Origin of the sequence: Pseudomonas sp. KCJK8993, assembly GCF_046230915.1 — a bacterium.
GTDB classification, from domain to species: Bacteria; Pseudomonadota; Gammaproteobacteria; order Pseudomonadales; family Pseudomonadaceae; genus Aquipseudomonas; species Aquipseudomonas piscis.
Map to the genome: position 1 here is coordinate 16,904 of NZ_JBJJLO010000081.1, position 13,951 is coordinate 30,854.

12 protein-coding genes are annotated in these 13,951 nt (G+C 66.2%); 6 read left to right on the forward strand and 6 right to left on the reverse strand.

Annotation, left to right across the window (positions count from 1 at the left end):
• Positions 1-151: 151 nt before the first annotated feature.
• The 5 genes from ACK6AU_RS22315 to ACK6AU_RS22335 form a co-directional block, all read right to left on the reverse strand.
• Positions 152-913 carry an SDR family oxidoreductase gene (locus ACK6AU_RS22315; RefSeq protein ID WP_409301416.1) on the reverse strand — a complete coding sequence of 254 codons (762 nt, stop codon included), beginning with the start codon at positions 911-913 and terminating at the stop codon, positions 152-154.
• Positions 910-2,292, reverse strand: coding sequence for an aspartate aminotransferase family protein (locus tag ACK6AU_RS22320; RefSeq protein ID WP_409301418.1), 1,383 nt, complete (start codon positions 2,290-2,292; stop codon positions 910-912). The genes ACK6AU_RS22315 and ACK6AU_RS22320 overlap by 4 nt, the downstream gene beginning before the upstream one ends.
• A gap of 36 nt (positions 2,293-2,328) precedes the next feature.
• The gene (locus ACK6AU_RS22325; protein WP_409301420.1) at positions 2,329-3,144 is read right to left on the reverse strand and encodes a molybdenum cofactor biosynthesis F family protein; all 816 of its coding nucleotides are present in this window, start codon (positions 3,142-3,144) and stop codon (positions 2,329-2,331) included.
• Positions 3,145-3,233: 89 nt separating this feature from the next.
• The gene (locus tag ACK6AU_RS22330) at positions 3,234-3,899 is read right to left on the reverse strand and encodes a helix-turn-helix transcriptional regulator (RefSeq protein ID WP_068583425.1); all 666 of its coding nucleotides are present in this window, start codon (positions 3,897-3,899) and stop codon (positions 3,234-3,236) included.
• A gap of 129 nt (positions 3,900-4,028) precedes the next feature.
• Positions 4,029-5,363, reverse strand: a complete 1,335-nt coding sequence (locus tag ACK6AU_RS22335) for an aspartate aminotransferase family protein (RefSeq protein WP_083235972.1) — start codon at positions 5,361-5,363, stop codon at positions 4,029-4,031.
• Between the two features lie 225 nt (positions 5,364-5,588).
• Between ACK6AU_RS22335 and ACK6AU_RS22340 the strand changes: the two genes are divergently transcribed.
• The 4 genes from ACK6AU_RS22340 to feaR all read left to right on the forward strand — a co-directional run bounded on the left by ACK6AU_RS22340 (position 5,589) and on the right by feaR (position 10,363).
• Positions 5,589-7,076 (forward strand): aldehyde dehydrogenase family protein, encoded by a 1,488-nt coding sequence (locus ACK6AU_RS22340; protein WP_409301423.1) that lies wholly within the window; start codon positions 5,589-5,591, stop codon positions 7,074-7,076.
• Between the two features lie 129 nt (positions 7,077-7,205).
• Positions 7,206-8,726, forward strand: a complete 1,521-nt coding sequence (locus tag ACK6AU_RS22345; protein WP_185698811.1) for an APC family permease — start codon at positions 7,206-7,208, stop codon at positions 8,724-8,726.
• The gene (locus ACK6AU_RS22350) at positions 8,692-9,285 is read left to right on the forward strand and encodes a DUF3156 family protein (protein WP_409301425.1); all 594 of its coding nucleotides are present in this window, start codon (positions 8,692-8,694) and stop codon (positions 9,283-9,285) included. The genes ACK6AU_RS22345 and ACK6AU_RS22350 overlap by 35 nt, the downstream gene beginning before the upstream one ends.
• A 139-nt stretch (positions 9,286-9,424) precedes the next feature.
• Positions 9,425-10,363: a transcriptional regulator FeaR gene (gene feaR, locus ACK6AU_RS22355; RefSeq protein ID WP_409301427.1), complete on the forward strand. Its 939-nt coding sequence runs from the start codon at positions 9,425-9,427 to the stop codon at positions 10,361-10,363.
• A gap of 127 nt (positions 10,364-10,490) precedes the next feature.
• On the opposite strand, the gene ACK6AU_RS22360 is transcribed toward feaR, so the two are convergent.
• On the reverse strand, positions 10,491-11,294 hold the full coding sequence (locus ACK6AU_RS22360; protein WP_185698814.1) for a helix-turn-helix transcriptional regulator: 804 nt from the start codon (positions 11,292-11,294) through the stop codon (positions 10,491-10,493).
• A gap of 206 nt (positions 11,295-11,500) precedes the next feature.
• Here ACK6AU_RS22360 and ACK6AU_RS22365 point away from each other — a divergent pair, with 206 nt between their 5' ends.
• Positions 11,501-12,865, forward strand: a complete 1,365-nt coding sequence (locus ACK6AU_RS22365; protein ID WP_185698815.1) for an APC family permease — start codon at positions 11,501-11,503, stop codon at positions 12,863-12,865.
• Positions 12,866-12,874: 9 nt separating this feature from the next.
• Positions 12,875-13,951 (forward strand): P1 family peptidase (locus ACK6AU_RS22370; RefSeq protein WP_409301429.1); only part of this gene is annotated, 1,077 nt, incomplete at its 3' end.

Below are 13,951 nucleotides of genomic sequence, written 5' to 3' on the forward strand. Positions count from 1 at the left end.
CGTTGAAAAAACCTAGGCGAGTCAGCCAACGCAAGGCAAAACAGGCGAAAAAGCGCAGTTTACGCGTGCTAAATGAGCATTTTGACCGGGCTGGCGCACCGGCTTGTTTTTAACGCCGCGATGGCCACGCAGATAGTTGTTCAACGTCCTGCTAGATCTGGGTGTTCTCCGCAAGCACGGCACCGCCATCCACCACCAGGGTCTGCCCGGTGATGTAGCCGGCCTGCCGGGAGGCCAGGAAAGCCATGGCCCAGGCGATGTCCTGGGGCGCGCCCAGGCGCTTGAGCGGAATGTGTCTGGCCAGGGCACCGGCATCGCCCAGGTTGTCGGTGGCCTGGGTGGCGATCAACCCCGGCTCGACGCCATTGACCGTGATCCCGTATTCCGCCAGTTCCAGCGCCGCGGCGCGGATGAACCCGTTGACCCCGGCCTTGGACGCCGCGTAGTGGGCCAGCCCGGGAATCGCCGTGCGCGGCCCGGTGACCGAGGAGGTCACGACGATCCGCGGGTCCTGGGCCCGGCGCAGCGCCGGCAGGGCGGCCCGGGCCAGCCAGAAGCAGCTCTTGAGATTGACCGCCAGGGTGCTGTCCAGGGTCGCGTCCTCCAGTTCGGCGAGCCGCTGCTGGGGGAAGATCCCGGCGTTGTGCAGCAGCAGGTCGAGGCCGCCGAAGGCCTGTTCGGTAGCGGCCACGGCCTGCTCGGCGGCGGCTCGGGTACCCAGGTCGATGGCCAGCAGCTCGGCGCAGCCGCCGGCCTCGCGGATCAGGCGCAGGGTCTCGGCGCCGGCGGCGGCGCCGCGGGTGGCCAGCATCACCCTGGCGCCCTGGGCGGCGAACAGCTGGGCGATGGCCCGGCCGATGCCCTGGCCGGAGCCGGTGACCAGGGCGATGCGTCCTGCTTGTGCGCCGCTCATGAACCTGCTCCCGGCAGGACCTGGGCCAGGCACTGGTCCAGCAGGCGGTTGTGCAGGTCCACCTGTTCCTCGCTGGCGCTGGGACACAGCAGGGCCATGTTGTGGAACGGCGTCAGCAGCACCCCGCGATTGAGCAGGTACAGGTGCAGGTAGGCCTCGATCAGCCCGTGCCGCGCATGGTGGGCTTCGCCGCCATTGCGCGGGGCATGGGGCATGAACAGGTACTCGACCCGGGCGCCGATGCGGGTCACGTGCCAGGGCAGGCGGTGGCGCTGGATGATCGCCTCGACCCCGGCCCGCAGGCGTTCGGCTAGCTGGAACATGCGTTGGTAGTTGGCCTCGTTCATCACCTCGCTGAAGGTGGCGCGCATGGCGGCCATCTGCAGGGCGTTGCCGGCCAGGGTACCGCCGAAGCCGAAGTGGTTGATCGCCTGGCCCGGCGCAAAGTGCGGCAGGACCTGCCAGATTCGTTCGGCCATGGCCTGGCTGGCGCCCCAGACCGCGGTGGGAATGCCCCCGGCGATGCACTTGCCGAGGACGAAAAAGTCCGCTTCCAGGCCATGCTCGCCGCAGTAGCCGCCAGGTCCGCAGGACAGGGTATGGGTTTCGTCGATGATCAGCGGCACGTCGTAGCGCCGGGTCAGTTGCCGCAGGCCGTCATGGAAGCCCGGCGCCGGCGGCACCATGCCGACGTTGGTCATGAAGGGTTCGGTGAGGACCGCGGCCACGTCGCCATGGGCCAGGGCCGCCTCCAGGGCCGGCAGGTCGTTGAACTCCACCAGGCGGGTGGTGGCCTGGTGATGCAGGCCGTTGGCATGCACGCCTTCGCGGGGAATCATCTGGCCGCCGGCATCGAACTCCACTTGGGACTCGTCGACGCTGCCGTGATAGTTGCAGTTGAACACCAGCACTTTCTGCCGGCCGGTGATCATCCGGCACAGGCGCAAGACGAAGCGATTGGCATCGGTGGCCGAGGTGGTGACCTGCCAATAGGGCAGCTTGAAGCGCCGGCTCAGCTCCTGGCCGACCCACAGGCTGTCGGCGGTGGGCAGCATCAGGGTCGAGCCATGTCGCGCTTGCTTGGCGATGGCTGCGGCCACCGCGGGTTGGGCATGGCCGAACATGGCCCCGGTGTCGCCCAGGGCGAAGTCGGCGTACTGCTGGCCGTCGCAGTCGGTCAGGGTCGCGCCCTGGGCATCGGCCACCATGATCGGATACGAGCCGGGCCATTGCTGCATCCAGTGCAACGGGGCGCCGTAGAGCCAATGCTCGAGGTTCTGGCGGTAGAAGGCGCCGGAGCGCGGATGGCGCTCGGCAAACAATTGCAGTTCGCTCTGGTAGCGGTCGGCGACGCGTTGCAGGTCGAGTCCCAGGGTCATGGCAAGCTCCTGTGAAAAGTGTGCGGCGGCAAAGGCTCAGCAATGGCTGGTGCGATTGAGCACCCGGGCCAGGGCGCCCACCGGGAAGTTGGCGAAGCTTTCGAAGTCCGCGCCCTGGTAGCCGAAGATCTTGCCGTCGCTGCGTCCGGCTGCGAGGTCGATCAGCACCAGGCCCAGGGTCGGGACGATCTTTTCCCGCCAGACGAACAGGTACAGCTGCTCGGCGACCTTGTAGTAGTGGCAGCGGTCGGTGTCCGCCAGCCCTTGCTCGACGCCCTTGAGGCACTGCCAGCTGTAGAAATCGGCATTGAGGTAGACGTGTTCGTAGGCCTCGCTGGCGCTGTAGACGTACTGGTTGCGCAGGCCGACCAGTTCCTCCGTGGGGGCGTGCCGGGGCGTGTCGGCGGTGCACGGGCGGTCGATGGCGCCGTGCAGGAACTGCGCCTTGACGCTGGTCAGCTCGCCGCCGGCCAGGGCCCGGCTGAACAGATCAGTACGGGTTTCTTCACGGCTGGGCATCTGCCCGAGGACCGCGGTGAAGCACTGGCGTTCGAGGTCCAGGACCAGGCTCACCGAATGGGTGGCGCCCTGGTCCTGCTTGAGAAAGTCCACCAGGTACAGGCCGGGGCGCACGGAGGTGGCGCGGTAGGCCAGTGCCTCGCTGGCGGTTTCGCCGACGTTGTTCCAGCTCAGGGTGGCGGCGCCGAAGCGATGCTCGATCTGCCAGCCGTTGTCGAAGTGCAGGGTCAGGTGGCGCCCGGCCAAGTCGTCGCGGGCGGGGAGGATATGGTTGTCGCCGGCAAACCCATCGGCCAGGGCGCCGACGGTGATCCATTCAGGTTGCAGGTTCATGGCAAGGCTCTTGTGCGTTGTCGTAGAGCTGCATGTTCGGGCCTGGTGCGGCGCCTGCCCATCAACCGGATGGTTGAGCTGGGTCTGTTTCAGAGGAACAGCGTGCTCACCAGTTCAGTGCGGTTGCCCGCTCCGACCTTGCGGAACAGGTTGATCAAGTGGGTCTTGACCGTGGGCAGGCCCAGGTCCAGGCGCCGGGCGATGGTCTTGTTGTCCGCGCCGTCGCGCAGCAGCCAGGCGATTTCCCGCTCCCGGGGCGTCAGCCCGGCCAAGCGCGGGTCGGCCTCGGGGCAGGGGGCCCGGGCGGCGATTTCCAGCAGCCCCTGCAAGGCTTGCAGGGTGGTCAGCTCATCGTTGCTGAAGCGCCCCAGGCTGGCGTCGCGTAGCAGCGAAAGCCCGGCGATAGGCCGCTGTTTGTCGCAGGCCAGGATCTCCACCACATCCAGCACTCCGTGGCGCTGCAGGAAGCCCTGGTACACCAGGGTGTCGTGACGATCCTGGCGGGCCATGCCCATGTGCAGCGACAGCACCGGGCGCCCGGCGGCCGCGCACAGCTGTGGTTGCAGCGGGTCGTAGCGCCGATAGCGTTGCAAGTAGGCCTGGTGCATTTGCTCGGGCATGCGGTACAGCGCGAAGTCTTGTGCTTGCAGTTGTGGGTCGATGCGGTAGAAGGCGCAGAGGGTGGCGGGCACTACCCGGGTGAAGGCGGCGATGCAGCGTTGGCCCAGTTCATGGGGCATGGCGACTGCGTTCATGGAAGACTCCTGGCTGCCCGCTGGGCAGGGGCTCGGGGCTGGCGCAGGTAGCGGGCCGCGCGATGGCGGCCGGCCATTGGAGAGTGCCGGCGCAGCCCGCCGCGAACGCGGGCCGCGCCGGTGGGCCGGTCAGCGCCGGGCCTGGCTCAGGCCCTGGGCGAGGGCGTCGACGATGACATCCACCTGCGCCGGCTGGATCACCAGCGGCGGCGAGAGAATGATCTTGGTGCCCACCGGGCGCACCATGACCCCGTGTTCCCGGGCGATCTGCGCCACCTGGTTGGCGTAGCCGCTGGTGGGGTCGATGGGCTCGCGGGTGCTCTTGTCGGCCACCAGGTCCAGGGCCACCATCAGGCCCTGGCCACGCACCTCGCCAACGCTGTCGAAGCGTTCGACGAACGGCTGCAGTTTGGCCAGCAGGTAGTCGCCCATCTTCGCCGCGTTGGCCGGCAGGTCTTCCTTGACCACGATGTCCAGGCAGGCCAGGGCCGCGGCGCAGGCCACCGGATGCCCGGCGTAGGTGTAGCCGTGCATGATGGCGCCGGTGAAGTTGCCGTTCTTCTCGAACGCTTCCTCGATCCGCCGGTTGACCACGGTGGCGCCCAGGGGGATGTAACCCGAGGTGATGCCCTTGGCCAGGCACATGATGTCGGGCTTGACCCCCCACAAGCGGCTACCGAACATTGAACCGCTGCGGCCGAAGCCGGTGACCACTTCGTCGGCGATCAACAGCACGCCGTACTTGTCGCAAACCTCGCGGATCAATGGCCAGTAGTTGGCCGGCGGCACGATGACCCCGCCCGCGCCCTGGATCGGCTCGGCGATGAAGGCCGCCACGGTGTCCGGGCTCTGGAACTGGATTTCCCGCTCCAGCAGGTCGGCGCAGATCTTGCCCAGCTCCTCTGGGTCCTGGCTGTAGGGGTTGCGGTACAGCCACGGAGTGTCGATGTGGTAGCAGCCGGGCAGCAGCGGCTCGTAGTTGCGCCGGAACACCGTATTGCCGTTGACCGAGGCGCCACCGAAGTGGGTGCCGTGGTAGCCCTGGCGCAGGGAAATGAACTTGGTGCGATCGGCCTGGCCCTCCAGCTTCCAGTACTGGCGAGCCAGCTTCAGGGCGCTTTCGATGGCGTCCGAGCCGCCCGAGCTGAAGGCCACGCGGCGCATGTCTTCAGGCTCCAGCAGGTTCATCAAGACCCGCGACAGTTCCTCGGCGCGGGGATGGCTGACCCCGTCGAACAGCTGGAAGTACTCCAGCTCATCGAGCTGGGCGGTGATGGCCGCCTTCACTTCCTTGCGGTTGTGGCCAACGTTGACGTTCCACAACCCGGCCACGCCATCCACCAGTTGACGGCCCTGGTCGTCGTACACATAGCAGCCATCGCCGCGCACGATGCGGATCGGTTCGCGTTGCTTCATCTCGTTGGGGTGCAGCATGGGATGCCAGAAATGGCTTGCTTGGCTCACGTTGGATCTCCTGATAGGGCTCGAACAGCGTGGGGCCATTAGGGCGCGATTGGCCGACGTGTTGCTTGCCTCTGTGTGCCAGGGCATTTGACCCAGGCTGCCAGGTGTTTGTCGAGGCTGCCGAGCCTGGCAGCCAGCGCCAAGTTTTGCGGCAGCCAGGATCAAGACGGCATCGGGCTTTGGGCTCAGAGTCTCGGTCGACAGGTACAACCAGGAGGATTGACGATGAGCGTTGCCATCGACCCACGTGTCGCCGCATTCATAGACAGCCAGCACGGCCTGCTGATCGACGGCCAGAACCGCCCGGCGCTCTCCGGGGCGCGGATGCCGGTCCATAACCCGGCCACCGGCGAGCAATTGACCGAAGTGGCCATGGCCGCCCAGGCCGACATCGACCTGGCGGTGGGGGCCGCGCGCCGGGCCTTCGAGGGAGAATGGAAGACGCTGCGCCCGGCCGATCGCGAACGCCTGTTGTTGAAGCTGGCGGATGTGCTGGAAGCCAATGGCGAGGAGCTGGCGCAACTGGAAACCCTCAACAACGGCCAGTCGATCCACCTGGCCCGGGCCCTGGAAGTGGGCGCGGCGGCGGAGTTCACCCGCTACATGGCCGGTTGGGCGACCAAGATCGAGGGCAAGAGCCTGGATGTGTCCATTGCCGCGGTGCCCGGCGCGCAGTACCGGGCCTACACGGTGCCGGAGCCGGTGGGCGTGGTGGGGGCCATCGTGCCGTGGAACTTCCCGCTGTTGATGGCCATCTGGAAGATCGTCCCGGCCCTGGCCTGCGGTTGCACCGTGGTGCTCAAGCCGGCGGACGAGACCCCGCTCACCGCGCTGCGCCTGGGCCAGCTGTGCCTGGAGGCGGGCATCGCCCCCGGGGTGGTCAACGTGGTGACCGGCACTGGTGCCGGGGCCGGGGCGGCCTTGGCGGCCCATCCGGGCATCGACAAGCTGGCCTTCACCGGCTCGACCCAGGTGGGTAAGCTGATCGGTCATGCGGCGGTGGACAACATGACCCGATTTTCCCTGGAGCTGGGCGGCAAATCGCCGGTGATCGTGCTCGATGATTGCGATCCGGACACCGCCGCCGCTGGCGCCAGCGCGGCGATCTTCTTCAACCAGGGCCAGGTGTGCACCGCCGGTTCGCGGCTGTACATCCAGCGCGGCATCTATCAGCAGGTGCTCGACCGGCTGGTGGCGATTGCCGGCTCGCTGAGCATCGGCCCGGGCCTGGACGAGCAAGCGCAGATCAACCCGTTGATCTCGGCCAAGCAGCAGCGCCGGGTGCTGCAGATGGTCGAGCGCGGAGTCGAGGAGGGCGCGCGGCTGCTGTGCGGCGGCGTGGCCTTCGGCGAGCGTGGCTTCTACGTGCGGCCCACGGTGGTGGCCGATGTGCAGGCCGGGCAGCAGTTGGTGCGCGAGGAAATCTTCGGTCCGGTGGTGGTCGCCATGCCTTTCGACACCCTGGAAGAGGTGGTGGCGCTGGCCAACGACAACCCGTACGGCCTGGGCGCGAGCATCTGGTCCAACGACCTGGGGCAGGTCATGCAATTGATCCCGCAGATCAAGGCCGGCACCGTCTGGGTCAACACCCACAACATGCTCGACCCCTCGATGCCCTTCGGTGGCTACAAGCAGTCCGGCCTCGGCCGCGAGATGGGCCATGCGGCCATCGAGGCTTATACCGAGAACAAGTCGGTGTGCATCGCCTATTGAGCCAGGTCCCGCAGGCCAGCCCTGCGGGACGACTCCAGGCTGCGCCAGACAGCCGAGCATGGCGGCCACGCGTGTCCTTGAAATGCCTAGAACAACAATCATCAATCCCTGCTTTCGAGGTTTACCAGCATGTCGCTCAACGACAGACTCAACCGGCACCTGCACCAGGGTGTCGTCGGTTTTCCCACGGCCCTGGCCAGTGCCGTGGGCCTGATCATGGCCAGCCCGGTGATCCTCACCGCCACCACCGGTTTCGGCATCGGCGGCGGGGCCTTCGCCGCGGCCATGGCGATCGCCCTGCTGATGATGCTGGCGCAGTCCACCACCTTCGCCGAGGCGGCCTGCCTGTTGCCCACCAACGGTTCGGTCTATGACTACCTGGCCTGCGGCCTGGGGCGATTCTTCGCCATCACCGGCACCTTGTCGGCCTACCTGATCGTCCACGTGTTCGCCGGCACCGCGGAAACCATCCTCAGCGGGGTCATGGCCCTGGTCAACTTCGAGTCCCTCAATACCCTGCTGGAGCAGAGCGGCAGCGCCTGGCTGGTGGGGGTGGGGCTGGTGCTGTTCTTCGGCCTGCTCAACGCCGTGGGGATCACGGCCTTCAGCCGTGCCGAGGTGATCCTGACCTTCGGCATGTGGAGCACCCTGATCATCTTCGGCGTACTGGGCGTGCTCAAGGCCCCGGCGGTGCAGCTCGATGGCTGGTTCGGGGCTTCCACGGTGGGCACCGACCTGCCCACTATCCTGTCCCTGGTGGGCATGGCGATGTTCATGTTCGTCGGCTGCGAGTTCGTCACGCCCCTGACCCCGGACGTACGCCAGGCCGCGCGGACCATTCCCCGGGCCATGGCCCTGGGGTTGGTGGGGGTGGCGGTGTGCATGTTCATCTATGGCGCGGCGATGAAGCGCCAGGTGGCCAACGTCGCCCTGAGCGAGGATGGCAGCGTCCACCTGCTGGAGACACCCATGGCCATCCCGCATTTCGCCGAGCAGGTCATGGGCCCGTTCGGGCGTATCTGGCTGGGGATCGGCCTGCTGTTCGCCGGTGCCGCCACCATCAATACGCTGATGGCCGGGTTGCCGCGCATCCTCTATGGCATGGCCCAGGACGGCGCCTTGCCGAAGGTCTTCACCTACCTGCACCCGCGCTTCAAGACGCCGCTGCTGTGCATCGCCGTGGCGGTGCTGATTCCTTGCCTGCACGCCTGGTGGCTGGGCGGCAGCACCGACAGCATCATGCACCTGGTGCTGGCGGCGGTCTGCGCCTGGAGCACGGCGTATCTGTTGGTCACACTGGCGGTGGTGATGCTGCGCATTCGCCGGCCGGACCTGCCACGGCCCTACAAGTCGCCCTGGTTCCCGCTGCCGCAGATCCTCTCTTCGGTGGGCATCCTGCTGGGCATGTGGTTCATCACTCCACCGGGGATGAACCCGAGGGACATCTACGTGCCGTTCGGCAGCATGCTGGGTCTGACCGCGGCGTATGCGCTGGTCTGGACCCTGGTGGTGCAGAAGGTCAATCCGTTCCGCCCGGTACCGGTGGAAGAGGTGCTGGAACAGGCCCTGGGCCTGGCCCCGGAAGATCTCCCGAACTCTCGGCAGGAGGTGGCCGATGAACCTTTCAAGCTGGCGACAAAACCTCTTTGAACTGTGGCACCGGCCGCCCTCGGGTTACCGCCCGGGGCTGACCCTGGGTCAGTTGCGCCGGGACTTGGTGGGGCTCGGCTATGTCGGCCAGGACGCAGCCCGGGGGCGTTTTCATTGCCCCCGGCGCGACCTGGAGTTCGACGTGGCCGAGTGCGCCCAGGCGCAGTTCCTGATGCATATCGTGGTGTGCCAATGGCAGCTGCGGGTGCCCGCTGCCGGCCCGGGGCGCGCGCGCATCAGCTTGCGCCATACCGGGGCGATCCGCCGCCAGGGGCTCACTGCTCGCGTGCGTGACGGCGAGCAGGCCGACTGGGCGCCCTTGATCCAGCGCCTGTGCCAGGACCCACAGCTGCTGGCCGAGTTGCTGCCCCTGGATTTCAAGCGCTTGGAGCTGCACCGCGATGACCAGGGCTGGCAGGTACGCCTGGAGCACTTCGGCGCCAGCGAGGTGGTCAATCGCCTGCCGGGCATGCGTCGCTATATCCGCTTGAATGCTGTGCAACGAGAGGCGCTGCTGGACAGCTTCGCTCATCTGCAGCGCTTGCTGGCGGATTACTGAGGCGTCCGCTGGCCCAGCTTCTGCTTGAGCCGTGACAGGTTATCCCTGCTGCCAGGCGCCTTGCCTGGTAAATAGATAACATGTTAATGATATCGCCATAAAAACAATGGCGGCCCGAACCGGCTCCTGGAGGTGCACAGTGCTTGCTTCCCAAAGTTTCAGTTCCTGGCTGGGCGCCCTGCAGGGCATTTGCGGCCGTTTCGATGCCCGCCCGGCGCACAACCCCGCGCTGTTCATCGGCGAAGTGGGCTTGCGGGACTATGCCGGGCTGGAGGTGGCGCAGATCCGCACCAACGCCGGGCTGATTTCCCGGCAAGACACCCGCGCCGACCAGGCCGACGATCGGCACTGCTTCCTGATCGTCCAGCGCAGCGGCCATGCGCGCCTGAGCCAGGATGGCCAGAGCATCGAGCTGGCGCCTGGCGACATGGCCTTGCTGGATTCCGCCGGCGCCTGTGAAATCGTGCCCCATGGCTTGATCGAGCATGCCTCGTTCCACTTGAGCCGGGAGGAGGTCTATCGCCACCTGCCGGCCCAGCAACGCAAATTCGGCAAGTTGTCGCAGCATTGCGCCAGCGGCCGCCTGATGCGCTTGCTGGTGGAGCAGATCTGCGCCGGCGACCTGCACGGCTGTGCGGCGCAACAGGAGGGCCAGGCCTTGCAGGAAGCGCTGATCGCCTTGCTCGGCCCGACCCGGCGCCAGACCGCCGACAGCCTTGCCGGCCACGATGAAGTCCTGCATGGCCAGTGCCTGCGCGACCAGGCCCGGCAACTGATCCAGCAATCGCTCAACGAGCCGGGGCTGACCCCGGTGGCCCTGGCCGGCCAGTTGAACATTTCGGTACGCCAGTTGTACCGGCTGTTCGAGGAGCAGGGCGACAGCGTCTGTCGTTTCATCCAGCGTTCACGGCTCAAGCGCAGTGCGGCGGATTTGAGCAACCCACACCTGCGCAACGAATCGATCACCGATATCGCCTTCAAATGGGGCTTTACCGATTCGGCGCATTTCAGCCGCACCTTCAAGAAACACTTCGAACAGTCGCCCCGGGATTTCCGTGCGCGTTCATTGAATGCCTGAGAGCGTTTAGCCGCCGTGAGGTTGGTGGGGTGGCGTGATCGTTGAAGGCCCTGCGGGCCTTGTCGCAGCTTCGCGATGGCTACAGGTTCGTGCTGCGTGTAGCCGCTGTCGCAGGTCGCGCACGGGCTCAGGGGTTTTCCAGGTCGTGCCCCAGGGACTGGATGAACAGCGAGAACAGCTCCGGCTGGCTGGAGATGTCCAGCTTGGCGTACAGGTGTCGGCGGTGGACCTTGATGGTGTCCGGGGAGATCTTCAGGCGCTCGGCCATGGCCTTGGAGGAAAACCCGCGCAGGATCAGCCGGGCGATTTCCAGTTCCCGCTCCGACAGCACGCCACTGCCGAAATGACTCAGGGCATCGCGGATCTGGCTGGCCATTTCCTCGGCGGCCGGCAGCTGCGGGCGGGCCTGGCTGTGCTGCCAGTGCTGTTCCATGAGGGGCAGCACCCAGGCGGCGAAGGTGGTGAGCTGGCCGATGGCCTCGCTGCTGAACAACCGCTGGCTGCCCAGCGACAGCGACAGGGTGCCGGCCCCAGGCAGTTGCAGAATGAACTGCACTTCGTCCTCCAGCACGTTGTCGTGAAAGTAGTTGAGAAAGTACTCGCTCTGGCGAAAGTGGTCCGGCGCCACCTCTTCGAGACGGTACAGGCCGCTGGGATAGCCCTCGCGACAGGCCTGGAAAAACGGGTCCAGCAGATACAGGCCATTAAGGTAGGTGAGCATCGACGCCGGCTTGCTGCTGGGTTCGGCGTCGTACTCCTCCAAGGCCCGGGGCGGGCCGTCCACCGGGTAGAAGATCGCCAGGGCGTTGTCGAACGGCGTGGCCTGGTGCAACAGCAGGATCAACTGCTTCCACAGGCGTGGGTGGCCGATTAGCGAGAGGGTGCGCCCCAGGCTGGCATGCAGGCCGACTTCCCTGAACAGGTTACTCAAAGGTTTTACTCCACGGGTCTGTTGCAAGTGTCCTGGCACGGTTTCGTCGATTTACCGGGTGCCGTCAAGGGGGAGTACTCCAATAGGGGAATTGGTCGCCATCACCCCACTGCCTAGAGTAGCTGCGGTCAAGTGCGACCCAGAGCGCACCCACCCGATGAATCTCGTTCCTGCCTCAGACCAACAATAAGCACGAGGATAACGATATGAGCTCTCCCTCCGCGCCCGATGGCGCGCTGAAACCCACCTTGAGCGTGTTCGATGTGGTGGCCATCACCGTGTCTGGCGTGACCCCCGCCAGCTCGGTGTTCGTGATTGCCCCCTTCGCTATCCACCAGGCCGGCAGCGGGGTGTTCCTGGCCTTTGTCATGGCAGGCCTGTTGGCGCTGATGTTCGCCTTCTGCTACGCCGAGCTGGGCCGGGCCCACAACAGCGCCGGCGGCGAGTATGTGTATGCCAAGCGGGTGTTCGGCGGCCTGGCCGGCTACGCGACCTTCCTCACCGTGCTGGTGATGTTGCTGTTCATCCCGCCGGTACTGGCCACGGGGGCCGCCACTTACCTGAACAATGCCCTGGGCACCCAGTACGACTCCCAGACCGTGGCCCTGGTGATCGTCACCTGCAGCTACCTGCTGGGGATTCTCAACATCAAGCTCAATGCCTGGATCACCGGCACCTGCCTGTTGCTGGAAGTGGCGGCGTTGCTGGTGATCGTCTGGCTGGGGTTCGGCAACGCCAGCCAGCCGGTGAGCATCCTGCTGCAGCCGCAGATCGTCGACCATGGAGTGCTGCAACTGGCGCCCTGGGCCCTGGTGATCGGCGCGGTGGGCATCGGCCTGTTTTCCTATAACGGCTTCGGTCCGGCGGTGTTGCTGGCCGAAGACATGAAGTGCGGCGGACGCGGGGTGCACAAGGCGGTGCTCTGGTCCCTGGCGCTGGTGGTGATCATCGAGTTGGTGCCGCTCACCGCGTTGCTCATCGGTGCGCCGTCCTTGAGCGAAATGCTCGCCAGCCCCGACCCGATCGGCTACCTGCTCACCAGCCACGGCAACGAAACCCTGGCCCGGGTGGTCAGCGCCGGGATCTTCCTCTCGGTGTTCAACGCCATCGTCGCCATCGTCATCCAGATCGGCCGGGTGGTGTTCAGCAGCGGTCGCGATGCCCTGTGGACGCCAGGCATCAACCGCCTGTTCACTCGCATCCATCCGCGCTGGGATTCGCCCTGGCTGGCCACGCTGTTCCTGGCGATGCCTTCGGCGCTGCTCAGCTTCAGCTCGAACCTGGCGGACCTGACGTCCTTCAGCGTGCTGCTGATCATGCTGGTGTACCTGGTGGTGGCCTTCAGTGCGTTGATGAGCCGCGTGTTGCTGCGCGATCGCGAGCATCCCTATCGCATGCCGCTGTGGCCGTTGCCGGCGCTGCTGGCGGTGATCGGTGCCGGCTACCTGCTGGTCAACCTGTTCCTTGCAGCGTCCCTGCGCGACATCATGGTGATCGTCGGCTTGCTGGCGCTGTCGGTGATTCTCTATGGCACCAATGGCCGGTACAGCCCGGCGTTCCAGAAACTGTAAGGAGTGGTTATGCGAGCACGTCAAGCGGGCATCAGCCTGGGGCTGGGAACACCTGGCCCGTTCAATGCGATCACCGATGTTCCGGGGGTGCGGGTCGGCCACAGCACCCTCAAGACCGAGATCGACGGCAAGCAGGTGCGCACCGGGGTTACGCTGATCCAGCCGCGTGCCGGGCATGCGCGCCTGCAGCCGTGTTTCGCCGGCTGCCATGTACTCAATGGCAATGGGGATGCCACGGGCCTGGAATGGATCCGCGAGGCCGGCACCCTGACCACGCCGATCGCCATCACCAACACCCACAGCGTGGGCGTGGTGCGTGATGCGCTGATTGCCCTGGAGCGTGAGGAACTGGCCGATCCTGCGGTGTACTGGTGCATGCCGGTGGTGATGGAAACCTTCGACGGCCTGCTGAACGATATCTGGGGCCAGCATGTGGGACCGCCGCAGGTGCGCGAGGCATTGGCCCAGGCTGAATCCGGACCGGTGGCCGAGGGTGCGGTCGGTGGTGGCACGGGGATGATCTGCCATGAGTTCAAGGGCGGGATCGGCACCGCGTCCCGGCGTCTGGCGGCGGAGCAGGGTGGCTATACCGTCGGCGCGCTGGTCCAGGCCAACCATGGCAAGCGCGAGGAGTTGCGAGTCGATGGTTATCCGGTGGGGCGCCAGCTACGCGATATCGTCTCGCCCTTCGCCGAGCGCGGTACCCCGGGCATGGGCTCGATCGTGGTGATCCTGGCCACCGATGCACCGCTGTTGCCGCACCAGTGCCAGCGACTGGCCCAGCGGGCATCCGTCGGTATCGCCCGGACCGGTGGGGGGACCGAGGATTCCAGCGGCGATATCTTCCTGGCCTTTGCCACGGGAAACCGGGACCTGCCGACGGCGGACTACGCACGCAAGGACCTGGGCTTCACTTCTGCGCTGGCAATGCTCAACAACGATCACATTTCGCCGCTGTTCAGCGCTGCCGCCGAGGCCGTGGAAGAGGCGATCATCAATGCCTTGCTGGCTGGCGAGCCGATGACCAGCGCCGACGGCGTGCAAGTACCGGCCCTGACTCCGCAGATATTGAGGAATGCACTGCAA